This is a genomic window from Pseudoalteromonas sp. bablab_jr010, from assembly GCF_016464105.1.
Lineage (GTDB): Bacteria > Pseudomonadota > Gammaproteobacteria > Enterobacterales > Alteromonadaceae > Pseudoalteromonas > Pseudoalteromonas simplex.
In genome coordinates this window covers 1-25,781 of the sequence record NZ_JACDWV010000035.1, presented here as the reverse complement: position 1 = coordinate 25,781, position 25,781 = coordinate 1, and the positions used below count along the sequence as shown (strand labels likewise).

The following is a 25,781-nucleotide window of genomic DNA, read 5'->3' as shown; positions in this document are numbered from 1 at the left end:
ATATTATTTATATTATAATATTAACAGGAAGCTAATAAGATGACTCTGCCTAGTTCTCAATCTGCAAATGCTATTCGCATACTTGCTGTCGATGCCGTTCAACAAGCTAACTCTGGCCACCCTGGTGCGCCGATGGGTATGGCTGATATTGCAGCTGTATTGTGGCAAAACTTTCACCGTCATAACCCATTAAACCCAGACTGGTCTAACCGTGACCGCTTTGTGTTATCGAATGGCCATGGTTCAATGCTGCAATATGCATTGTTACACCTTAGCGGTTACGACGTAAGTATTGAAGATATTAAGCAATTCCGTCAGCTTCACTCTAAAACACCGGGTCACCCAGAATATGGTTACACACCGGGTGTTGAAACAACGACAGGCCCATTAGGTTCTGGTATTGCTAACGCAGTTGGTATGGCAATCGCTGAAAAAACCTTAGCGGCACAATTCAATAAGCCACAATTTGATATTGTTGATCACTTCACTTACTGCTTTATGGGTGATGGCTGTCTAATGGAAGGTATCTCGCACGAAGCATGTTCGCTGGCGGGTACGTTAGGTCTAGGCAAGCTAATCGCATTTTGGGATGACAATGGCATCTCTATCGATGGTGAAGTAGAAGGTTGGTTTACCGACGATACACCTGCACGTTTTGAATCTTACGGTTGGCAAGTTATCCGTGATGTTGATGGTCACGATATGAATGCAATTGCGGGTGCAATCGAAGCGGCACAAAGCAACACTACGCAACCAACACTAATCTGTTGTAAAACAGTGATTGGTTTTGGCTCGCCAAATAAATCAGGTAGCCACGACTGTCACGGTGCACCACTGGGTCACGACGAAATCGCTGCAGTACGTGAGCAGCTAAATTGGCCACACCCAGCATTTGAAGTTCCACAAGAGGTTTATAACGAGTGGAATAATCAAGCGAAAGGCCAAGAGCTTGAAGGTGCATGGCAGCAAAAGTTTGCAGCTTATAGCAAAGCACACCCTGAACTAGCAAAAGAATACACACGTCGTGTTCTTGAAAAAGCATTACCAGCTAACTTCGCTGAATTAGCTGATGAGTACATTGCTAAATGCCAAGCCGACATGCAAAACATTGCGACACGTAAAGCATCACAAAATGCGATCACTTTCTTTGCTAACCAGCTTCCAGAATTAATGGGTGGCTCTGCTGACCTTGCCGGTTCTAACTTAACCTTATGGCCAGAAGCAAAAGGTTTACAAGATGCAGCTGATGGTAACTACGTATTCTATGGCGTACGTGAGTTTGGTATGAGCGCAATCATGAATGGTATTGCATTACATGGTGGCTTTATCCCATTTGGCGCAACCTTCTTAATGTTTATGGAATACGCACGTAATGCCGTACGTATGGCTGCATTAATGAAAGCGCAGAGCATTTTTGTGTATACCCATGACTCTATCGGTCAAGGTGAAGATGGTCCTACTCACCAACCAATCGAGCAAATCGCTAATCTTCGCATGACACCAAACATGACTGCATGGCGTCCGTGTGATGAAACTGAAACAGCGGTAGCTTGGCGCCAAGCGTTATTAAAAGAAACAGGCCCAAGTTCACTGATCTTCAGCCGTCAGGGTACCAAAGCAATGGCACGTGATGCACAGCAAGTTGCTGATATTGCAAAAGGGGGTTATGTACTTGTTGATAGCGAACAAGCTGCAGAGCTTATCCTTATTGCAACAGGTTCTGAGGTAGAGTTAGCTGTGAATGCTGCTGCTGAGCTAAAAGCACAAGGCAAACAAGTTCGCGTGGTATCTATGCCATCAACGAATCAGTTTGATAGCCAAGATAAAGCATACCGTCAAAGCGTGTTACCAGCGGGTACACCTAAGATTGCTGTTGAAGCTGCACACCGTGACTTCTGGTTCAAGTATGTTGGCCAAGATGGTGATGTACTAGGCATGGAGACATTTGGTGAATCAGCGCCTGGCGCAGTATTGCTTGAGCACTTTGGTTTCACAGTGGCAAATCTAGTTGCAAAAGCAAACGCATTACTTGCTGAATAAAATGACTGGTAAAAAATTATCGTAATCGCAACACGATAAGCCTGCTTTTACTAAAAGGCAGACAATAAAAAAGCCCGCAAACTTTGGTTTGCGGGCTTTTTGCTGCTTAAACAATCGGTTTAAACTAATTCGCTTAAGATTGACTCTAGTTTCTCTTGGTCAATTGCGAACTGACGAATACCTTGGCTTAGCTTTTCAGTTGCCATAGCATCTTCATTCATTTCCCAGCGGAAAGCTTGCTCAGTCATAGCAGCTGGCGCTTCTGCTTTTTCTGTTGCTGGTAATAGCTTTTGAGTTAACGGTGCCTCAGTTGCGGCTAGTTCAGCAAGTAACTTAGGGCTGATAGTTAAGCGGTCACAACCTGCTAATTCTTGGATTTCACCGATGTTACGGAAGCTTGCGCCCATTACAATCGTGTCGTAGCCGTGCTTTTTGAAGTAGTTGTAGATATACGTTACTGACTTAACGCCCGGATCGTTAGCACCGTCGAAATCAGCGCTTGCATCTTGTGCTTTGTACCAGTCAAGAATACGACCAACGAATGGTGAAATTAGGTAAGCACCTACCTCGGCACAAGCACGTGCTTGAGCAAATGCAAATACCAGTGTTAGGTTGCAACGGATACCTTGTGCTTCAAGTACCTTAGCTGCTTGAATACCTTCCCATGTTGAAGCAATTTTGATTAACACGCGCGATGTGTCGATACCTTGCTCTTTATATAAAGCAACAAGCTCAAGTGCTTTATCAACCGTTGCTTGAGTATCAAATGATAAACGCGCATCAACTTCTGTTGAAACTAAACCTGGCACTTGCTCCATTAATTTAGAGCCAATTAATACCGCTAGCTTATCAGCTGCTTTTGTTACAACTTCAGCTGCGTCACTGCTTTGTGCTTTTGCCCATGATACGGCTTCTGCAGCAAGTGGGCGATATTTCTCAATTTGAATCGCGTTTAAGATTAGTGATGGGTTTGTTGTTGCATCTTGCGGTTTATATTCGTTGATTGCTTCAAAATCACCCGTGTCAGCAACAACGGTTGTTACTGCTTTAAGTTGTTCTAATTGACTAGACATAGTTATCCCATTCTTATCATACAAAAGTTAATGTAGTGGCTTTAACTTATTATTTGTGCTGAAAAAACAATCTAATCTTCCAGAGATACTGCGCAATAAATCGCCCGCCAGCAGCAAATAATCCTGTTAATAATATTTTTATAATACCTTTACAATCTGGTATTGTTGATATTATCATACAAATAAAGATAATGACTAACAATGTTAGTAAGCAATTAGTGAAAGGTAATTATGTCTCGTTATACGTTGGGATTAGACTACGGGTCAGACTCGGTAAGAGCATTACTCGTTGATGTTGCGACTGGTGAAGAACTTGCCAGCCATTTAGTAAACTACCCGCGCTGGGCACAAGGCTTATATTGTGACCCAAGTAAGGATCAGTTTCGTCAGCATCCACAAGACTATATTGATAGCCTTGTAGAAGTAGTTAATGGTCTATGGTCACAAGTTCCAGCGGGTACTGCAGACAAAGTAGTGGGTATGAGCTTTGATACAACTGGCTCAACGCCTGTGGCAATTAATAGCCAAGGTACACCACTGGCATTAACTGAAGAATTTGCAGAAAACCCAAATGCAATGTTCATTTTGTGGAAAGACCATACGTCTATTAAAGAAGCAAATGAAATTACTGCAGCTGCCACTAACAACGATGTGAACTACCTTTCACACATGGGCGGTATCTACTCTTCTGAGTGGTACTGGGCCAAAGCATTACATATTTTCCGCGTTGATAGCAGTGTAAAAGCAGCCACTTATTCATGGGTTGAGCACTGCGATTGGATGACCGCGCTAATGTGCGGCACAACGCACCCTGAAGTATTAAAGCTAGGGCGTTGTGCAACGGGCCACAAACAAATGTGGAACGAGCAGTGGGGCGGCTTCCCACCAAACAGCTTCTTCAGCAATATCGATCCACTATTAGATGGTGTTGTTGATACGTTAAATGCAACCACAGAGCCAAGCGACCAAGTTGCTGGCAACTTAACTGCTGAGTGGGCCGAGAAGCTTGGTTTACCACAAGGTATTGTTGTTGGTTACGGTGCATTTGACTGTCACATGGGCGCAGTAGCAGCCAATGTTCGCCCTGGTGTTCTAACCAAAGTAATGGGTACTTCAACGTGTGACATCACAGTAACGTCTAAAGAACAACTAGGTGATACTTGCGTTAAAGGTATTTGTGGTCAAGTTGATGGCTCAGTGATCCCTGGAATGGTTGGCTTAGAAGCCGGTCAATCTGCGTTTGGTGATTTATACGCATGGTTCAAAAACCTAGTACTTTGGCCAACTCGCCAACTTACAAATCTATCTGACGCTGAACAAGCGTTAGTTAACAAGCTAGAAGATTCAATCTTAGTTGATATATCAAAAGCGGCGGCAGCACTGCCTGTAACAAGCAACGATGTAACTGCGCTTGATTGGGTAAATGGTCGTCGTACGCCAGATGCTGACCAAAGCGTTGCCATGGCACTAACAGGCTTAAAAATGGGCACTGATGCACCTAAGTTCTTCAAAGCGCTTGTTGAAGCAACAGCCTTTGGCGCACGTGCTATCACTGAGCGTTTCCGTAGCGAAGGCGTGCCAATCGAGTCAGTGGTCGTTATCGGCGGTATTTCTAAAAAATCAGACTACGTAATGCAAACTTGTGCTGATGTTTGGAACTGTCCAATCGACGTTTTAGAAAGTGAGCAAAGCTGCGCATTGGGTGCGGCAATTATGGCTGCGGTTGCTGCGGGTGAGCACGCAACAGTAGCAGATGCTCAAAAAGTAATGGCGTCGTCAGTATGTCATCAGTACTTACCAAACCCAGAGCGCGTTGCTGTGTATGACGAGCTTTATGCCAACTACCAAGCACTTGCAAGCTATGTAAACGGAGACAAAGCATGAGTTTTACTGAACTAAAACGTGAAGTCTATGAAGCGAACATGGAGCTGCAACGTCGTGGCTTAGTAATTTATACCTTTGGTAACGTATCGCAAATCGACCGCGACAAAGGCGTTATTGCGATTAAACCAAGTGGTGTATCGTACGACCAAATGAAAGCCGACGACATGGTGATCGTCGACCTTGAAAACAACATTGTTGAAGGGTCTATGCGTCCGTCTTCTGACACTAAAACGCATGTTCATTTATATCGCCACTTCGATGCAATTGGCGGTGTAACACACACGCATTCGACCTATGCAACTGCATGGGCGCAAGCAAAACAAAGCATTCCTTGCCTTGGCACAACTCACGCTGACTATGTACACGGTGATATCACCTGTACTCGTGAGCTAACCGATGAGCAAGTGAATGGCGATTATGAATTAGAAACCGGTATTCAAATTACTGATGCGTATCAAGACCGCGATCCGAAAGCTGCACCTATGGTGATTGTTGCGGGTCATGCGCCTTTCACGTGGGGTAAAGATGCCGCTCAGTCTGTATACCATGCCGCGCTACTCGAAGAGATTGCACGCATGGCGTATTTAACACGCACTTTAGATCCACACGCAGCTGAACTTAAAAAAGCTGTGATGGATAAACATTATCTACGTAAGCACGGTAAAAACGCGTATTACGGTCAGAGCAAATAGCAAGAATTTAGAGGATTATTGACATGACGACGATGACGAAAGAAGTCTGGTTTGTTACCGGCTCACAACATCTTTATGGTCCTAAGGTGTTAGAAACGGTTGCCAAAGACAGCGAAGCAATTGTAGCGGGCTTAAACAGCGAAGCTAATCTACCAGTAAACTTGGTATGTAAGCCTACCGTTAAGTCACCTGAAGAAATTCACGCTGTTTGCCAAGCGGCAAATACGGATCCTAACTGTGTTGGCTTAGTATTATGGATGCACACTTTCTCACCTGCGAAAATGTGGATTGCTGGCCTAAGCGAATTACGTAAGCCTTGGTTACACCTTCATACTCAGTTCAATGCAGCCCTTCCTTGGTCTGAAATCAACATGAACTACATGAATACGCACCAAAGTGCACACGGTGACCGTGAGTTCGGTTTCATCGGTACTGTAATGCGTAAAGAGCGTAAAGTTGTTGCAGGTCACTGGCAACGTGCTGACGTACAACAGCAGTTAGATGACTGGTGTCGTGCGGCAAAAGGTTGGGCAGAAAGCCAAACACTTAAAGTTGCGCGTTTTGGCGACAACATGCGTCAAGTTGCGGTTACTGAAGGTAACAAAGTTTCAGCGCAAATTACTTTTGGTTATGAAGTACACGCCTTTGGTGTCGCTGAGCTTGTAAAAGTGGTTGATACAATCACAGAAGACGAAATCGATGCACAGTTAGAGCTATATAAGCAAGACTACGTAATTGCTGACGAAACTCTACAAGATGACTACGCAGTGAAAATGCTACGCAACGAAGCACGTTTAGAGCTTGGTATGGAGCGTTTCTTAGAGAAAGGCGGCTTTAAAGCATTCACAAACTGTTTTGAAGACTTATCAGGTCTTTCTGGTCTTCCGGGTCTTGCTACACAGCGCCTAATGTCGAAAGGCTATGGTTACGGTGGTGAGGGTGACTGGAAAACAGCTGCTATGGTTCGCATCATGAAAGTAATGGGTGAAGGCCGTGACGGCGGTTGTTCATTCATGGAAGATTACACTTACAACATGGGTGAGACTGACCAAGTACTTGGCGCACACATGTTAGAAGTGTGTCCTTCAATTGCAGCACAAAAACCACGCCTTGAAGTTCACCAACACACTATCGGTGTGAAATGTGATGTAGGTCGTTTATTGTTTACTGCAAAACCGGGTGCTGCAATCAACGTATCACCAATTGATATGGGTAACCGTTTCCGTATCTTAATCAACGAAGTAGACACAGTGGCTCCGCCAGCTGATTTACCTCACTTACCTGTTGCTTCAGCGCTTTGGGAACCAAAACCAAATCTATCTGTAGCATCAGCTGCATGGATCCACGCCGGTGGTGCACACCACACTGCATACAGCCAAGCAGTAACAACCGATATGATTATCGATTTTGCTGAAATGGCTGGCGTTGAAACGATGATCATCGATAACGATACGACGATCCGTGGTTTTAAAACAGAGCTTCGTCATAACGCAGCTTACTACATGCTAAAACGTGGCCTGTAAGAATTAGTACTTTATGTACTAGAACGTGCTGTGTGTGAGCACGTTCATCCCAAATTTTGTTGTCGATTAAGCCAGTGATGAGCCTCGCTCTTCGCTGGCTTATGCTATTGTGAAGCGAAACTTTTTAGGAGTAGATATGATCGATTTAAGCGCCTACCAAGGCATTATTTTTGATATGGATGGCACCTTAATTGACTCAATGGGCAGTCACTTACAGGCATGGCAAAAAGCTTGCGAAGCCTATGGCTACCCATTCGATTACGACTATATGTACAGCTTAGGTGGCATTCCGACCGTTAAAACAATTGAAATGCTTAACGAAAAATTTGGTTTAGAACACGACCCTCTAGTTGTGGCAAAAGATAAACACCAGTTTTGGGTTGATTTACAGCACCAACCACTGGTGATTGACGAAACCGTCGCAGTACTTGAAAAGTACCATGGTGTATTGCCAATGGGTGTGGGGACGGGGGCTGACCGCGAACATGCAATTGATCATCTTACTGATACCAATTTAATTAATAAAATTGGTGCCTTAGTGACTGCCAGTGATGTTAGTAAAGGCAAGCCAAACCCAGAAACATTCTTAAAAGTAGCTGCACTTTTAGGTGTTGAACCAAGTCAATGTGTGGTGTTTGAAGACACGCAAATTGGCTACCAAGCCGCTAAAAGCGCTGGGATGGATTGCATCATGGTGAAGGACGGCAAAATCCAACTTTAGCGATTAAATTTGCAATGACACCCATATTTGTATTATAAAACTATAAATACAATTACAAAAAGGTTATTCATATGTCATTGCAATGTGTTTTCCAAGGTTTAAAAACAACTCATCAAACAGCCAGTTCGAACACGAAAAAGTCGCGCGGGCTTTATGCATTGTTGGTGACATGTGGGATTGCCCTTACACCAGCGTGTGCTCATCAAGGAGACAATATGACGACTTCCCCTTCAGCATCAATGACGGCCTATGGCGTACTTGCTGATCAGACCCCAGTTAATCAAGTAACGTTGACTAACAGCAATGGTATTAGCGTTGATGTAATTAACTACGGCGGCATTATCACGCGTATTGAAACGCCAGATGCAAAAGGCGAAATGGGTAATATTGTACTGGGTTTAGATAACCTAGAAGCATACACAAAGGCGACAACTTACTACGGTGCAATCATCGGTCGTTTTGGTAACCGTATCGCAAACGGTAAATTTACGTTAAATGGCACTGAATACCAATTAGCAACCAACGACGGTGACAACCACTTACATGGTGGTGTGCAAGGCTTTGATAAGAAAGTATGGAACATGACACCGTTCACGACGCAAAACAGCGCAGGTGTTACCTTAAGTTTAGTGAGCCCTGATGGTGACCAAGGTTACCCGGGTGAAGTGACGACAGAAGTGACTTACACGCTAACGAACAACAACACGCTAGATATGCAGTTTATTGCTACAACAAGCAAGCCGACCATCATCAATATGACGCAGCACAGCTACTTTAACCTAGCGGGTAAAGGCGACATTCTTGATCACCAAATGCAAATTAACGCAAAAGCAATTACGCCTGTGGATGGCGGCTTGATCCCAACTGGTGAGTTGATGGATGTGGCTGGCACACCGTTTGACTTCCGTACTGCTAAAGCAATCGGTCAAGATATCAAAGCAAGCAATGAACAACTGAAACTTGGTAAAGGTTATGACCATAACTTTGTGCTTAAAGACACGCCAAGCAATGAGCTTGTAGAAGCTGCGACGGTTTACGAAGCAAACTCAGGCCGTACGTTAACAGTTTACACAGAAGAGCCTGCAGTACAGTTTTATTCAGGTAACTTCTTAGACGGTAGTACTCAGCAAGCGTCTGGCTTAGTGCATAATTTCAGAAGTGGTTTTTGTTTAGAGCCACAGCATTTCCCTGATGCACCTAATCAGCCAACGTTCCCAAGTACAACATTACTGCCAGGTGACGTGTATTCAACACGCATCGTGTACGAATTTGGTACAAAATAAAGGAACACAAACGTGAAAACAACAAAGCTTAAAAACGCAATGCAAAAGGCTGGTTTAGCTAGCCTATTTGCCTTGTCGTTTAGCGCTCTGACGGGCTGTCAGACTACAGCTGAAGACAACACAGCTAAAAAAACTGACGTGGCAGCCACAGCAAAAGCGCCAATCCAAGATAATGGTATTTTTACCAATCCACTTTTCCCAAATGGCGCCGATCCATGGCTTGAGTATTGGGATGGTAACTATTACCTAACTACAACAACGTGGACTTCTGAGTTAGTGATGCGTAAATCACCAACATTAGCGGGCCTTGCTGATGCAACACCTATCAATGTTTGGTCTGATTCGAACCCTGAGCGTTGCTGTAACTTCTGGGCGTTTGAATTCCATCGTCTAAAAGGGCCAAACGGCTACCGTTGGTACATGATGTACACAGCGGGTACTGATGGCACTTTAGATAACCAACACTTAAACGTATTAGAAAGTGCTGGTGACGATCCTATGGGTCCATACGAATACAAGGGCGCATTAATGCCTAACGTATGGAACATCGACGGTAACTACCTAACGTACAAAGATAAGTTGTATGTGATCTACTCACAATGGCAGGGTGATCAGCAATTAAACATTATTGCTGAAATGGAAAACCCATGGACTCTGAAGAAGAACTCACCGCATACGGTGATCACGCGTCCTGAGTTAGATTGGGAAATCAGTGGTCGCAAAGTAACTGAAGGCGCTGAAATTTTACAGCACAATGGCCGTACGTTTATGACGTACTCAGCAAGCTTCTGTAATACTCCTGATTACAAACTAGGTATGCTTGAGCTTGTTGGTGACGACCCACTTAAAGCGAGCAGCTGGAAAAAATACGACAAGCCAGTATTTGAGCGTACAGAAGAAGTGTTTGGCCCAGGTCACAACGGCTTTTTCACATCGCCAGACGGTACAGAAGACTGGTTAGTTTATCACGGTAATGATTCGGTAGAGCACGGTTGTAGTGCGACGCGTTCATTACGTGCGCAAAAATTTACTTGGAACGACGATGGCACGCCAAGCTTTGGTAAACCATTAACACCAGGCGTTGAAGTAGCTCCGCCATCAGGTGAATACGGTCCACTGGTAACGCGAGTACAAGGTCAGCGCTATCAAATAGTGAATGCAACAAGCGGCTTATGTTTAGATATCGCAGCTGATCCACAAGATGCACGTGCAGTACAACGTCAGTGTGCAAGCACCAATGGTCAATGGGTTATTGATGCAACAACAGATGGTTTTGTTCGTTTAGCGAACCGTGAAGACAGCAAGTTCTTAGAGCTTGAAAGCTGTAATGATGCAGATAACGCTAAAGTACAATCTGCAGCATGGCGCAATAACTTCTGTCAGCAATGGAAAGTAGCACCAAGCACAGATGGTAATGTATCTATTACTAACCGTTACACAGGCAAACCATTAGCGGTTGCTGGTTGTTCTGCTGCACAAAACCAAGCGGTTTTACAGCAAAGTGACGCAACAGCGTGTGGTGATTGGCAATTACGCCCTATGGGCAGTGTTGTCGTATTAAGCCAACAAAGTGGTAAAGCACTTAGCGTGGCTGGTACGGTTAAAGCAGGTACCAATGTTGAGCAACAAGCTTACACGCATAAAGATGCACAACAATGGTTCTTCACACCAACAGATACAGGCTATGTAAGCCTTAAACAAAGCGCTGACAGCGATTTCTGTGCTGCGGTGGCTGATAACGCCTTAGTACCAGGTGCCAACGTAGAGATGGCGTCTTGTTCAGCGAAAACGGCACAGTGGCGCATTGCTCCAGTAGAAGGTGGTGGTGTGATGCTTATCAACCGCTACACAAAACAAGCGCTTGGCTTAAGTAACTGTGGTTTAGCTGAAAACACTAACTTCGCACAACAACCTGATTTAGGTAATAAGTGCCAAGTGTTCCATTTGCGTGAACCAAATTAAGTTATAAGTAAAAAATCGACTCAACCAAAGCCACTTCATTTATGAGTGGCTTTTTTGTGGCTGTCAGCCTTCAGCTGTCAGTTTTTAGCTGAGCGGTGGGGTATGTTGGTGATATGTTTGTCTGCTCGTAGGGTATTGCTTTCATGACGTGCCAAGCAAGCGTGACGCCTACCATATTACTTGCCCTACTCATTCTTCGGGTAGCTTGGTTTGAGCGAAGCGAAACCCAACATAATCCATCTCAACCTTTACAAACTCCTAATTAATAAAATAACCTAAAGGTTGCCACTGGCCATTATTTTTACTCAAACTGATTGTTTCCATGGCACTGTCTTGATTAATGAATTCGGTTTTAAATTTAATAACTAAATACTCGCCATCAGGTAATCCCGAAAGTGATGAATACTCTGAAGTGGAAAAGTAAGTTCTAGACATCACTCTACCAAGAGGAACTCGCGCGTAATCTAATGCTTTAAGCCATTTTCTTTGTGGAGTCTTTGCTTTAAATTGTGGATCAGTTTGTTCCCAGCTTTTTATATATTCAGCATTGTCCACTAAAGTTAACCATGATCTTGCGGTAAGAATTGGGTTTGTTTCATCGGCTGTGGCAAAAAAGCACATCCAAAGACATGCCATTAATAAAAACCTTTGTAGCGTAAATCCATTTACAGAAAGTAATAAAATTTGACGCATAACACGCCCTCACTTCGTTGATAGGGGGAGTCCATAGTACGATTGAGTTGGCTAATTTCTATACTAATAAAGTATTGCTCAGCGGGGTTTTGATAAGGTTAAGCTTTGATTTAATTCTAGGAGAGCTTTAATTTCGAACTTATTAGAAGGTTAAATCTTTTGTTTTCTTAATGTTATGGCTTTGATTTTAAAGTTAAATGTTTAACTTTTCTCTATTGTGGTAGTGTGCCTAGATGACAGATGAGATAACTGATTTTAGCCGCAAAGGAAGTTTCGTATTTCCGCACTCGATATTTCAGAGCCCGCATATTCACTGGGTTTTGACTCGCTTTTGGGTGTTATATGAGGAGTGAGCAAGGGGAAAGTTGCAAGAGCAAATCTTGAGACTTAAAGCTCAAAGCCTTCATCAAACTAACACACTCATTAGCACTCCGGGATCGCTAATACCAGCTTCTTTTAGCGCATCGCTAATTGATTGGCTAAGAGACATTATTTGCGTTTGGATTTCCATAACCATCTTGGTCTGTGTTTCAACTTGCACTTTTACAGTTTCATCTTCTTGGTTTTTGAGTGCTTGCAGTTTGGCTAATTGCTCTTTGGCAAGTTCGAGTTGTTCTTTGAGCTTTTCAAGTTGTTCAACCATTTTGCGAATATGTGCGGGGAGTTCGCTAGATACTTCTTCTTTTTGAGCGGGCTCTACTTCACGACCAGAGAGTTTATTCATCTCTTGGTTGCTGAGTTTGTAGCCTACTTTTGAGTTGGTATTACTAACTGCTGTATCTGCGTTTGAGATAGTTAGCGCACTTGCTAATGAGTTAATAGCCATAATGAGAGCGATGAAAGTGAATGATATGTATGTATCGGCAAAAGGTACTAAAGCTTTAGAAAAAAGCCGGGTTTTCACCCGGCCTTTCCAGACAACAAATAGTTGAGGTGAGGCAGCTCACCTCACTTTGTTACTCTTGTGCAGGTGCAGCATCAAAGAGTGCTTTTATTTCTTCAGCGCTAATCGCACCGTTGAAAATTTTCAGTTCATCGATAGCACCGTGGTATGGCGTATCCCAGTAGTTAACACCTAGAGCAAACTCATTTGTTTCACCAGGAACCGTGAATACACGTGGGAAGCCATCGGTTTCTAGCTGTAGTTCACCATTAACATACATCTTCAGTACATCACCGTTCGTACCATCAACAGTGAATGCAACATGTGTCCATTCTTTTGCTGGAATACGGCTATCTAGTTCTGCATTATCGAAGAAGGCACCGTTATTTGCCCATAAACGCGTTAGCGCTGTGTCAGCCATCGATGGTACATAACTTAACCATGCGTTTGCACTTGCGCCGGCAAAGAACGCTGTTGTGTAATCTGTGAAGCTTTCTGGTTTAAGCCACATAGATACTGAGTAGTCATTAGTTGTGATTAGGTTATCCGGTAAACGAACACCTGAACCTTCTAGGAATACAGCTTGACCAATAACACCGTCAACATAGCTTACGCTACCGCCAGTATTATTGATGAACCCCCCCGTTGATTTACCCGCCGCGTATGCGCCGTTTAATGCACTTAGGTCACCTTCAAAGCTGTATTCAGCAGGTGCAAGTGATTTTAAGGTTACATCGAATGACTTAGTATCCGTAAAGTCTTTGTACTTAATAGTTGCAGTTAATGTCACTACTTGGTCGCCAGCAGACGCACTTGGTTGTGTCACAACAGCCGTGCCGTTAACTGGTTTTAAGTACTCTTCGTTGTTTGACGTCCAGCTAATACCAGATACAAATGGACCTACTCGTGGTAATTCAAAGTTATCACGTACTGCAGATACATCACCTAAATCAAGCGCACTCTTTATGAATGCAGGGAAGTTATCTGGGTTGGTTTGGTTTGTCATTGCTGCAGCATTAATATTAAAACTATTCAAGGCATAGTCATATACAATGAATTCATCAATTTGACCTTGGAAAGGTAAGTCCCAACCGTAGTTCACACCCAGCGCAAAGTTACTAGATTCATGGCTGAACATATCGGGGCGAGGCATAGAGCCAACTAATACCCCATTCGAGTAATAGTTCATAACCCCTTCATCATAGCTAATAGCCACATGAGTCCATGCGCTTAGAGTCGCTTTTTGCGTATGGACTATTTGATTCCATAGCTCTTCACCATTATCACCAAGATAAAAACTCCAAATTAATGGATTTTCGGTAAAATGAGCAGCTCCAGCAGGTATGTAGCTAATCCAACGATTGACATTTTCTGCTGCAAAGAATAGTGGTGTGTAAGGATTGAGAGTGTCTGGTTTTGACCAAAAAGAAACTGTAAAACTGTCAGAGTTAATAATTTCATCAGGTAAGCGTACGCCGGTTGCACCGTCAAAGTTAAATGCTTTACCTGTTTGACCTTCTGCGTATGCAGCTGTACCAGCACCTACATTTAGTAGGTTGTTATCTGTTACACCCGCATCATCAAGATTATCCAGACTATCACTTAGTGAGTCTTCAAATGCATAGTGAGCAATCGCATTTTTAAACTCAGGGCGTGCTTCAAGGTTTACATTAAATGTCTTGGTTGTGCTCTCGCCGTTTAAAGAGATATTAGCCGTTAAAGTAACCGCTTTATCACCGCGATCTGGCGTTGGAATGAATACTGAGCCTTCACTGGTGATGTAGTATTCATCGCTACTTTCCCAGTTAATTACAGCACCGTCTTTACCTTTAGTTGGTAATGAGTAACCTTCGTCAGCAATTGATAATTCAGTTTTGATATCTAGTGCTTCTTGAACAGTGCTCAGCACGTTTGTAGTTGCGGTAATTTCATCACGTTTACTTGCCCAAATGGTTGCACCTTCGCTTGATGTTGCTGATACAGTGACAACCATCGTTTTAGTTGCATCATCCCATTGCCATTTAGCGACACCAAAGTACGTACCAGAATCTAACTCAAGCTTAATATTTGAGTCATCAATCATGTACCAGATACCTGGATCATCACCTGTTACTGAGTGATCTTCATTTAGTGCAATATGCATTGAACGAATAGCATCTGTATTTACATCAGTGCCATGATTGATAAATTTGTAATAACCGTAAAGTTCATCTGCCACAACCATGTTGTCGCCTTCAAGCGGTACGTAGCGCTGCGGTGAAGCCATAGGCCAACCTAATGAGTTAATGAACATTTCATGTACGCGAACTTGGTGTGCTTCTGTATTTTCAGGGAACTCAGTAGACGTTTGTGGAAAACGCGTATGCGTGATTAATAAATGACGTCCTGTCGCTTCATCGTAGTAAGCAGAGTTATGGCCCGGTGATTGGTAGCCCCATGCAGGTGCTGTTTCGCCAAGTTCTTGCGTGTACTCAAAGCCGCCCATTAGTTTTTCACCAACTTCTAAGCCGCCTAATGTTGAAATATCGTTACCTGCGTTGTCTAGGTAAGGGCCATCCGGTGTTTTTGAACGAGCTACACGGATATTGTAACCACCGTTTAAGTCAAGGCCACCAGTAGAATAAAATAAGTAGTAATATTCACTTTCTGGACTGTACATTACGAAAGCACCTTCGATGAAGCGCCCAGCACCACCAAGAAGGTGTTTTCCATAGCCTTGACCAGCTTCTGGCATGCCCGCTTCTTCGTCCATAGCCAGTATAAAAATACCACCATGATGAGAACCGTACACCATCCAAAGTTTGCCGTCTGTATCATAGAATGCCGCTGGGTCGATCACATTCGGATCTATGCCACCATCATAGGTCGTTTGCCCGTTATCTAGAGGGTACGCAGCAAACTCAGCTTCATTGCGATAGCCGCTACGTAAGAAAATGCCTTTGTTTGTATAAGGGCCTTCAATATTGTCGGCTTCAGCTAATCCTAAATAACCTCTATCCCAACAAATTTGATCATTAGTTATGTCAGTCGTTTTGGTATTGTCTTGTCCGCAGCTATTATAGTAGAACCAAAATTTACCATTTGGTGATTGAATTACATCGGCTGCCCAGTTACTAGGGTAACCATCGGTCCACTCAACGCCTTCGGCTATTTCTGCTAAGTAATTGTAATCAAACAACGGGCTTTCATTGACCTGTAATACATCTTGCCCGTCTACTTTTACTACTGAAGGCGAGGAAACCATTTCCCAGTTCAAGAGATCAGTTGATTTAGCGGCAGCAAGGTGTGAACCAAAAATATAATAAGTGTCGTCAACTTTAACGACAGAAGGATCGTGCACGCTTACATTGGTAACCATTACGCTACCTGATTCAGTGTATTCAACACTGCTGCTTACTGTCGGTTTTGCACTTTGCGGGTCGGCAACCGCTGGTGCTGTGTCAAGCTTAGTACCATCTTCTTTGCCACAACCTGTAACAGCCAAAGAGCAGGCTATGACCATGGCTAATTTATTTAATTTCATTTTATGTGTCCTCTTGAAACTGGGATTCATTTTTTTTATTCGATTGTTGTCAATAAAATTGCCGCGTGCCTATATCAAACTAATAAGAACGTAGTATTGTAATTTTATAGTATGATTTAAAATGTGCAAATAATTTTGCAAAGGTAATTGGTATGTAAACATGAAGTATCAGTGTTTACAATATGTACAGTGTGATTTTAATTTTCTCAAGTTGTCATTTTTGGCGTTTTTTTCGGTATTTTTGCGCTATTAGGGAAGTTTTTTACTTATCTGAAAGAGAGGATTTTCCGTTAAATTTGTTTATTTGTATTACATTTGAACATTAAAAAGGGCTCTTAAAGAGCCCTTTTTGATATTACTTGTCTTGTTTACTTAGACCTTCAGTGGTCATGATAATACGTTTAAGTGTGCCATCTTCGTTGTAGTAAAGTGGCTCAATCGCCACTGAGCGACGAAAACGACCGCCACTTGGTTTGCCATCAATCGGTGGTACAGCACCAGTATGGTAAATAAAGTAGTCTTTACCTTTGTACTCGATGATTGATTGGTGGTTGGTTTCGCTGTTACCTGCGATTTCATTCAAAATACCTTTATATTCCCACGGCCCATGAATGCTTTTACTCATGGCATAACAGATCTTCTCAGGGAACTCACATGCGTACGATACATAGTAGTTGTCGTTTTTCTTATGAACCCATAACGCTTCGGTAAAGTTTGGTAAATCTAGCGTTTTAATTTCACCATCAAGAGACAGTAAGTCGTCGCTTAGCTTTACGTATTTTGGCATTAGGTTACCAAAGAACATGTAAGTATCGCCGTTTTCTTCTGTATAAATAGCAGGGTCGATGTCGTCCCAATCATTTGGCGTATGCTTGGTCATGTCATCGGTAACCAATGCATGGCCAATCGCGTCTTTAAATGGACCTGTTGGTGATTTAGACGTCGCAACACCAATTGCAAAACCTGGTTTTGTGTCGTTGTGACGAACGGTTGTAAAGAAATAGAAAGTGCCATCACGCTCAATCATGTGTGAAGCCCATGCTTCGCCCTTAGCCCATTTAAAGTCGGTTGCTTTCATGATTGGGCCGTGTTTTTTCCAGTTCACCATGTCTGTTGATGAAAAGACTAACCAGTCGTGCATTTCAAAAAACACATCATTATTAGGTGCTTCATCATGACCTGTATAAAGGTATACGGTGTCATTGTGAACAAGTGCTGCTGGATCTGCAGTAAATACATCGGTGAATAATGGGTTTTGTGCAACGGCTAAGCTGCTCGAAAAAAGCAATGGCAGCGCTAACGCTTTCAATTTCTTCATGAGTGTCCTCTGTGACTAATAATTGTTGTTCGAACTGCAGCTTTTGTACTTAGAGCTCGCTCTGAATGACCAGATAATACACAGTGTATGCCTGATTATACTGAGTAACTGATTGTTTACATCGAAACAAACCAGTAAAAGTGCAGCAAAAAATAACTCTATATTGTATTATTGTATTTTTATCATAGTAGCACCAAAAAACGCCAGGTAAATAACTTGTTAGCCCTTTTTTGTTGCTCTGGATGAACAAAAGACAAATAAAACAAGCAAACAAATAAACGCTAAGTGACTGATAATAATGGGTCTACATAAATTCCCAAGATAAAAACGCAGCCCTTTTTTAGTTTGTAACGTGTTATAATTACAACGTTTTTTGTAAACACTATGGCACTAATTTTAATTTGGCTTTTTGAGTTGACTGTTAAATAATCATACAATATGATTAAAGTTCAGGCAGCAATGTATTAACATAATAAAATGTAGACACACTCGCGCACCGTTTTGACAACACACGATGCACAATGCAGTGGTCACTCTTCGGTAACTGAATGGGGAAAGTTCAGCGGACCGATATAACTATAATTTGGAGAACACCGCTTATGTTTAAAAGAACACACATAGCCAGTGCTGTAGTTATGGCATTTACCTGTCAATTTGCTTTTGCACAGGAGGAAGCACCAAACACTCCTGAGAATAACGTCGATGAGATGGAGGTTATTCAAGTATCAGGTATTCGCGGCAGTTTAAACAAAGCGCTAGATGAAAAACGTGCAAGCGTTCAAATCGTGGATGCAATTGTTGCTGAAGATATTGGTAAATTCCCTGATAACAACGTAGTTGAAGCACTACAACGTGTGACAGGTGTACAAACAACCGGCCGTGGTGCAGGTGAAGTAAGTGCGGTTTCAATCCGTGGTCTTACTGATGTTAATACCACAGTGAATGGCCGCGCTATCTTTACAGGTGCGGGTCGTGATGTGGCGCTGCAAGACATCCCTGCAAGTTTACTTTCGGGTGTAACCGTTTATAAAACCCGTTCGGCGGATCAAATCGAACGTGGTATCGCAGGTGCGATTGATATTAAAACCCACCGTCCTTTCAACTTCGAAGGCGAAAAAGTTGTTTTAGCGGCACGTGCGATTTACTCAGATCAACCAGATGAAGTTGATCCAAATATCAGTGCGTTACTTTCTAACCGTTGGGAAATTGACGGCGCTGGTGAGTTTGGCGCACTTTTCAATATTTCTTATGCTGAAACACATTACCGCGATGACACCATCACAGCGGGTGCTGCATTCCCATTCTTTACTAATAAACCACAGTACAACTACTCACCGTATTCACGTGTACCAAATGAATTCTGGACTCAAGGTACTGAGTTAGGTCTACCTACTGCGGCAGGTTCTACTTTAGACGTAAATGGTGAGCCAACTGAGTACCTAATCGCGCGTGATGCTATCTTCGGTACTTCATTCACTGGTCTTCGTAAACGCCCTGCGGCATCTGTCTCTTTACAGTGGGCACCTAATGAAACGTTAGAAATCACAGCTGAAGGCTTCTATACAGGTTACGAAAACGAATCGCAAAACGCGATGTGGTTCTCAAATACATTCGAAAACGGTAACGGCTTTATTGAAACACCAACCGTGTTTGATGGCACTAACGTAGTTAAAGAAAAGCAAGCGATAGGCGCTGGCGGTTTCCAAAGTGGTGACTACTCGTATGGTAAAACAGATAGCTACTTATATGCGTTAGGTGCCGAGTGGCAAGCAAGCGATTACCTAACCATTAATACAGAAGTTGTTTACCAAGACAGTGAGTACGAAACAGATTTCTTCGCAATGCGCTTTGACCGCACTGCATATGGCTTAGATGTAGACTTTAACGATAAAGACGGCGTACCAGGTATCGCGTTTTGGGATGATCCAAGCACAGCGGTGAACGAAGCAGATATGGCTGCTATCGAAAACTGGAATGCAGGTACTATTTATGACAATGGCGGCGGTAACGCGGGTGACGCATTAACCTTCACATTTGATGCTGAATACCTAATTGGTGGTACTTACTTTGATAAAGTGAAATTCGGTGGTCGTTACGAAAAACGAACAGCGCAAGAATACACGCGTGGTCAAGATGCAGGTATTGCTAACACCTCTGTAGCAAGCTTAATTGAACAGCTAGCAGCGGCGGGTGCATCTGGCGATGGTACTGGCATTGTGTTCCAAGTTGATGACTATTTCGATGGCCGTGCTGACGTATTCGACAGCTTTGTAACTGCAGACGGTGGTTACATGCTAGATAATGGCGATGCTGTTCGTAGCATATATGGCATTGAAGCTGAAGACGTTTACAAAACATTTGATATCGAAGAAAACTCATACGCGCTATATGCAACAACTAACTTCTTCTTAACAGAAGATATCAGCGGTGAGTTTGGTTTACGTTATGTTAGCTATGAGCAAGATATGGACTTTGTTGCTGAGTCTGGCGGCATGAACTCAAATGTATTTGAAGAAAGCTCAGCAAGTGCTGATAGCAGCGCATTACTACCAAGCTTTGTGCTTAACTGGAACATCACAGATGATGTAGTGGGTCGTGTCGCGTACACAGAAACATTACGTATGCCTAACTTTGCTGACTTAAACGCGCTGCAATACTGGTATGATCCATTAACAGAAGGTGCTACCTACGGTACAGGTAATGGTGGTAATCCAGATCTTAAACCAACAGAATCAAAGAACTACGACGTATCACTTGAATGGTATTTCGCAGATACAAGCTCACTTTACGCAGCTTACTTTAAGCGTGAAATTGAAGGCTTAGTTGTTGCAGGTCGTAAGCAAGTTGTACGCGAAGGCGATGATGGCGTAACACGTCCATATGTATTAAGTGCACCAGTGAATGCTTCAAACGGTGAACTGTCTGGTTTAGAAGTTGGTTTAGTTTACTTCCCAGAAAACTTACCAGAGTACTTAAACGGTTTTGGTGTGCAAGCAAGCTACACGATGCTTGATTCATCACAAGATACACCTGAATTCAATGAGCTAGGTGAAATCTCTGGGTATGTTGATTCGCAAATGGCCGGTGTTTCTGATGAATCATACAGCATCGTAGGTATCTACGAGCGTGATTCATTCGACATGCGTTTATCATATGTATGGCGTTCTGAGTTCTACACAGGTAACGAAGCGGCAATCTTTGCTAACCCAATTCAGTTCTGGAATCGTCCTGAGCAAAGCTTAGATTTCCAATTTAGCTACAATGTGAATGATGACTTTGTCGTAACCTTTGATGCAACGAACATCCTAGATGACGTATATCAAAGCTACTACGGTGAAGGTAACGACAACCTATTTAACTTTGGTAACGGTATCTACTCACGTACATTCGCACTAGGCGCACGTTATTCTTTCTAAATTTCTTTTATAGACCTAAAAACCCCGGCTTTGCTGGGGTTTTTTATTGGTTTTTATAAACCAAACCATCGGTCGAAAAGAGTTGCGATTTAATAAGTATGATAATACTATTAATTAGATTAGCATTAAATTTACAAAAATAACGAACGCAATGGCCAAGCTGTGTAATATCTAAGGCTGTAAATTTATTTGATACGCAGTGTTGAAAACTTTTTAGCATTGCTTGAAATAGTGAGCGGCGGCTCATTATTGACCAATTAGGGTGTTGTTGTATGGAATCTCAAAAGTTATCCGTTGTAGAAAAGGTCGGCTTTGGTGCCGGCGACATGGCAGTAAATGTCATGGTTGCAGCGTTATTCTATTTTATGTCTTTCTTTTACACCGATATCTACGGGCTTGATCCGGTTGATATGGGTGTATTGTTTTTAGTGGCGCGTTTTGTTGATGCCTTTACCGACCCTTTAATGGGGGTGATCACCGATAAAGTGAAAACCCGTTGGGGTCAGTTCCGTCACTGGTTCTTATTTTTATCTGTGCCATATGGTTTGTCGGTCGTACTGTTATTTACCACGCCTGATTTCGACTACAACATGAAGTTAGCTTGGGCTTATGCCACATACTTGTTTGCGACCTTGATGTTTACCGGTGTTGCTATTCCATATATCTCTTACATTGGTGTATTAACTGCCGATCCTAAAGAGCGTTTGTCAGCTAATGGTTACCGTATGTTCTTCGCTAAGATTGCCAATGTAGTGATCGTATTTTCAGTGCCGCTACTTGCCTCATATTGGGGAGATGGCAGCTTGTCGTATGGTTATAAACTGGCAATGGCATTGGTATCGGCATGTGCCGTAGCACTATTTTTGTTTTGCTTCTTTACTACTCGCGAACGTATTACCCATGAGCCACAAACCGAAGGTGTACTTACACAATTAAAAGTACTTATTAAAAACGACCAATGGTTACTCCTGTGTGCAGCATGTGTGCTTGGTACGCTTGGCTATGCGATTCGTGGCAGTGTTGCTATGTATTACGCAACCTATTACTTAGGTGTACCAGATTTAGCGGGTGCCTTTACCAGTGCGGGTATTGCAGCATCTATTGTCTCTATGGTGGCAAGTACGTGGATCACCCAGCGTTACTGTAAAATGAAGCTATTCCGTCAATCGCAAATCGCCGTGCTATTCATCTCATTGCTAATGTATTTTGTGGTGCAACCTGGTGATGTAATGATGGCGTTTGTGCTTTATATCATCTTGTCATTTGTGGTTGATTTACATGCGCCAGTGTTCTGGTCTGCCATTGCTGAAGCCGTAGATTACGGTGAAATAAAAGACGGCGTTCGTGCATCGGGCTTATCGTTTGGTGGTATTTCATTCTGCCAAAAAGCAGGGGGCGGTTTAGCTGGCTTAGCAGGTGGTTTATTACTGGCATTCTTTGAGTACAAGCCTAACGTTGAGCAAACTGAATTTACCCTTATGGGCTTAGCACTGATGCTAACTATCATTCCGGGTGTATTCCACGCCTTACTTGGTTTGATTTTGAAAAAATACAAAATTACCGATGAGTACTATACGGATATGGTTATTCATAAACGCCTACCAAAATAACCACCCTTTAAACGCACACACTAACTAAGTGTGTGCGTTTTGCTCTTTAAAATAACAATTCGCTGGGAGACAACAGTATGAACACATTCAAAGTTAGCTATTTAGCAAGCGTTTGCGCTGCAATTTTAACTGTGACCGGTTGCAGTGAGCTGCCAACAGACAGTAAACAAACTGCTGCTGTGGAGCATGCTGAACATACCAGCGAACAACATTTATTTGCCCTAAACCAAGTAAGTTTAAGCGCCAGCCCGTTTTTACATGCGCAGCAAACGAATGTGCGTTATTTATTAGCACTTCATCCTGATCAGCTGCTTGCTCCTTATCTGCGTGAAGCTGGCCTTGAGCCAAAAGCGCCTAACTATGGCAACTGGGAAAGCACAGGCCTTGATGGGCATATTGGCGGTCATTATCTTTCAGCCTTGAGCCTTGCATGGGCAGCCACAGGTGACGAAGAATTAAAGCAGCGTTTAGATTATATGCTAAGCGAGTTGGATCGCGCCCAGCAAGCTACAGGTGGTTACTTAGGCGGTATCCCAAATGGCGATGAAATGTGGCAGCAGATTGAAAAGGGTGAAATCAAAGCCGACTTATTCAGTTTAAACGACCGCTGGGTACCGCTTTATAACATAGATAAAATCTTCCATGGTTTGCGTGATGCATACGATGTAGCCGGTAGTGATAAAGCCAAACAAATGCTATTTAAGTTAGGCGAATGGCTCTTAGCGACCACTGCTAAGCTAACTGATGAACAAGTTCAACAAATGCTGTATTCAGAGCATGGTGGCTTAAATGATGTGTTTGCTGATATGTACTTTATTAGTGATGATGAGCGCTACTTAAAACTAGCCCGCCAGTTCTCTCATAACATCATTATTGAACCCTTATTACACAAAGAAGATAAGTTAACGGGCCTGCATGCCAATACGCAGATTCCAAAAATTATTGGTATGTTGAAGGTCGCAAATGCCAGCGATGACAAAGCATGGCAGCAAGGTGCTGACTTTTTCTGGAAAACAGTCAGCCAAGAGCGCTCAGTATCAATTGGCGGTAACTCGGTACGTGAGCATTTTCATGATAAAAGTGACTTTACGCCGATGGTTGAAGATGTTGAAGGCCCAGAAACCTGCAACACTTACAACATGATGAAACTGAGTAAGTTATTATTCTTAAAAACCGGTGATACGCGTTATTTAGACTATTATGAGCGCGCCACATATAACCATATTTTATCTTCACAACACCCAGAGCATGGTGGTCTTGTTTACTTTACCTCAATGCGCCCTGGGCATTACCGCATGTATTCGTCAGTGCAAGATTCAATGTGGTGTTGTGTAGGCTCAGGTATTGAGAATCACAGCAAATATGGTGAGCTGATTTATAGTAATACCGGTAAAGAGCTATGGGTAAACTTGTTTATTCCAAGCACGTTAAACTGGCAACAGCAGGGCTTACAGATCACGCAAGACAGCCAATTCCCAGATGATAACAAGGTCTCACTGACCGTGAATCGTTTGTCTGAGGGGCAAAGCACTGAGCCGGTAATTCATATTCGTAAACCGTCTTGGCAGCAAGGTGAGCTGAGCTTTACTTTAAATGGACAAGCTGTAAGCGCAACCGAAAAAGACGGTTACTACAGCATCAGCTATGCATGGCAAAGCGGTGATAAGCTTGCCTTTGAGCTTAGTCCTAAGCTTTATACTGAACAGCTACCTGATGGTCAGCATTATTATTCGGTGATGTACGGACCTGTTGTAATGGCCACTAAAGTACAAGCATTTGCAAATGAGCAGCTTAACTTTGTTGCTGACAATAGCCGCATGGGCCACATTGCCGCAGGGCCGACTTGTCCGCCAGAAGCTCTGCCAATCATGCTGAGTGAGCCAGAAAAGTTTATTGCCGATCTCACTCGTAAACCGGGCCAAGAGCTCGCATTTATCGCCGATAAAAATGTGGCGATTGCCAAGCAAGGTATCGATAACACAAAGAGCACAGAGCTAATTCCGTTCTTCCGCTTACACGATAGTCGCTATCAAGTGTATTGGCCGCAGCAAAGCGAAGCTGAGTTCACGCAATTTGTTGCCGATGCAAAAGCGGCTGAGCAAGCGAAAGAACAGCTTCGTTTATTAACCGTTGATCAAATTACACCGGGTGAGCAACAACCTGAAGTCGAACACGACTTTAAAGGTGAGGGAACCCGTGCAGGTGTTAATAATGGTCATCATTGGCGCGATGCGACAGGTTGGTTTGAGTATCAGCTTAGTAACCCAGAACAAAAAGCGGTTGCTTTGCGTATTCGCTATTTTATTGGCGATGTGAACCGTCATTTCTCAATTAATTTAAATGGTGAGCAATTAGCTGGAGTTAGTTTGCCTGTAGGTAAACCAACGGATGAGTTCTACACCATTGATTACTCATTAACAGAAGCAATGAAAAAGTCGAAAACGCTTACTTTACGTTTTGCTGCCGACAAAGACTCTGTTGCCGGTGGTATCTATGGTATTCGTTTAATCAACGCACAATAAAGAGTTGGCTATGTTAAGCAACAATGTGTTTGCGACGGCTAAAGAGCATGTTTTACCGTCGCTTTTAGATAACAGCGCTGAGCAACACAGTTTTTACCAAACACCCACAGGGCTTGGTTATCGAGTGATTGAGCAAGGTCAGGGGGATAAACCTAGTTGGGATGCTACTGTGACTGTGCATCAACGCGTTACCCTTACAAATGGTCGGGTGTTATTTGATACTCGCAAGCAAGGCGCTGCTGTAGAGTACGAAATTGCAGAGGCGATAGTGGGCTTGCAAGAAGCATTGCAATTAATGAATAAAGGCAGTCGCTTTGAAGTTTTAATCCCTCCACATCTGGCGCGTGATGTGTACAGCGTATTTATTGAAGAAAAACATCAACAAGGCTGCCATAGCCCCATGCTTGTTGATATTACCTTGGTTGATTTTAGTTGATAACACCTACTTTCAACCTCAAACGAGGTCATTAAAGCAAATAAAAAACCTGCAATTTTGCATAATGCTGATCAGTTAAGAATATTTTTATGATCACTTGACTGATCTTTTCATAGCTTCAAAATCCGATATTAGAAATAATATCGGATTTTTTATGTCTCTAATTCAGCACTTCGATGATATGTCCTCCTTTTTAGATGAT

General features: G+C 43.0%; 16 protein-coding genes. 11 read left to right on the top strand and 5 right to left on the bottom strand.

The window, feature by feature from the left end; genetic code table 11:
* Positions 1-39 precede the first annotated feature (39 nt).
* Positions 40-2,040: a transketolase gene (gene tkt / locus JIG37_RS01385; RefSeq protein ID WP_199528456.1), complete on the top strand. Its 2,001-nt coding sequence runs from the start codon at positions 40-42 to the stop codon at positions 2,038-2,040.
* A gap of 119 nt (positions 2,041-2,159) precedes the next feature.
* On the opposite strand, the gene tal is transcribed toward tkt, so the two are convergent.
* Entirely contained in the window at positions 2,160-3,113 is a 954-nt protein-coding gene (gene tal, locus JIG37_RS01380) for a transaldolase (protein WP_166341269.1), read from the bottom strand.
* Between the two features lie 231 nt (positions 3,114-3,344).
* On the opposite strand from tal, the gene JIG37_RS01375 reads away from it, so the two are divergent.
* From JIG37_RS01375 to JIG37_RS01350, 6 genes are all read left to right on the top strand, one after another.
* Positions 3,345-4,997: a ribulokinase gene (locus JIG37_RS01375; RefSeq protein WP_166341267.1), complete on the top strand. Its 1,653-nt coding sequence runs from the start codon at positions 3,345-3,347 to the stop codon at positions 4,995-4,997.
* Positions 4,994-5,689, top strand: coding sequence for an L-ribulose-5-phosphate 4-epimerase (locus JIG37_RS01370; RefSeq protein WP_054552270.1), 696 nt, complete (start codon positions 4,994-4,996; stop codon positions 5,687-5,689). Before JIG37_RS01375 ends, JIG37_RS01370 begins: the two co-directional genes overlap by 4 nt.
* 23 nt (positions 5,690-5,712) lie before the next feature.
* Complete coding sequence (gene araA / locus JIG37_RS01365; RefSeq protein WP_199528454.1) at positions 5,713-7,212, top strand: L-arabinose isomerase; 1,500 nt, start codon at positions 5,713-5,715, stop codon at positions 7,210-7,212.
* A gap of 136 nt (positions 7,213-7,348) precedes the next feature.
* On the top strand, positions 7,349-7,933 hold the full coding sequence (locus tag JIG37_RS01360) for a beta-phosphoglucomutase family hydrolase (RefSeq protein WP_187490515.1): 585 nt from the start codon (positions 7,349-7,351) through the stop codon (positions 7,931-7,933).
* A gap of 71 nt (positions 7,934-8,004) precedes the next feature.
* Positions 8,005-9,216, top strand: coding sequence for an aldose epimerase family protein (locus tag JIG37_RS01355; protein ID WP_063700834.1), 1,212 nt, complete (start codon positions 8,005-8,007; stop codon positions 9,214-9,216).
* Positions 9,217-9,228: 12 nt separating this feature from the next.
* Positions 9,229-11,178, top strand: a complete 1,950-nt coding sequence (locus JIG37_RS01350; protein ID WP_294410871.1) for a family 43 glycosylhydrolase — start codon at positions 9,229-9,231, stop codon at positions 11,176-11,178.
* A 258-nt stretch (positions 11,179-11,436) separates the two neighbouring features.
* On the opposite strand, the gene JIG37_RS01345 is transcribed toward JIG37_RS01350, so the two are convergent.
* From JIG37_RS01345 to JIG37_RS01330, 4 genes are all read right to left on the bottom strand, one after another.
* Positions 11,437-11,871, bottom strand: coding sequence for a DUF4019 domain-containing protein (locus JIG37_RS01345; protein ID WP_244664331.1), 435 nt, complete (start codon positions 11,869-11,871; stop codon positions 11,437-11,439).
* 406 nt (positions 11,872-12,277) lie between these two features.
* A complete protein-coding gene (locus JIG37_RS01340) occupies positions 12,278-12,775 on the bottom strand; it encodes a hypothetical protein (protein ID WP_348535065.1) in 498 nt (165 codons plus the stop codon).
* A gap of 52 nt (positions 12,776-12,827) precedes the next feature.
* The gene (locus JIG37_RS01335; protein ID WP_199528452.1) at positions 12,828-16,277 is read right to left on the bottom strand and encodes a LamG-like jellyroll fold domain-containing protein; all 3,450 of its coding nucleotides are present in this window, start codon (positions 16,275-16,277) and stop codon (positions 12,828-12,830) included.
* 355 nt (positions 16,278-16,632) lie between these two features.
* Positions 16,633-17,595 (bottom strand): glycoside hydrolase family 43 protein, encoded by a 963-nt coding sequence (locus tag JIG37_RS01330; RefSeq protein WP_138599117.1) that lies wholly within the window; start codon positions 17,593-17,595, stop codon positions 16,633-16,635.
* A 599-nt stretch (positions 17,596-18,194) separates the two neighbouring features.
* Here JIG37_RS01330 and JIG37_RS01325 point away from each other — a divergent pair.
* The 4 genes from JIG37_RS01325 to JIG37_RS01310 all read left to right on the top strand — a co-directional run bounded on the left by JIG37_RS01325 (position 18,195) and on the right by JIG37_RS01310 (position 25,579).
* Positions 18,195-21,011, top strand: coding sequence for a TonB-dependent receptor (locus JIG37_RS01325; protein ID WP_199528450.1), 2,817 nt, complete (start codon positions 18,195-18,197; stop codon positions 21,009-21,011).
* 272 nt (positions 21,012-21,283) lie between these two features.
* Complete coding sequence (locus JIG37_RS01320) at positions 21,284-22,621, top strand: MFS transporter (RefSeq protein WP_054552279.1); 1,338 nt, start codon at positions 21,284-21,286, stop codon at positions 22,619-22,621.
* 77 nt (positions 22,622-22,698) lie between these two features.
* A complete protein-coding gene (locus JIG37_RS01315) occupies positions 22,699-25,143 on the top strand; it encodes a glycoside hydrolase family 127 protein (protein WP_199528449.1) in 2,445 nt (814 codons plus the stop codon).
* Between the two features lie 10 nt (positions 25,144-25,153).
* A complete protein-coding gene (locus JIG37_RS01310) occupies positions 25,154-25,579 on the top strand; it encodes an FKBP-type peptidyl-prolyl cis-trans isomerase (protein WP_199528447.1) in 426 nt (141 codons plus the stop codon).
* Positions 25,580-25,781 lie beyond the last annotated feature (202 nt).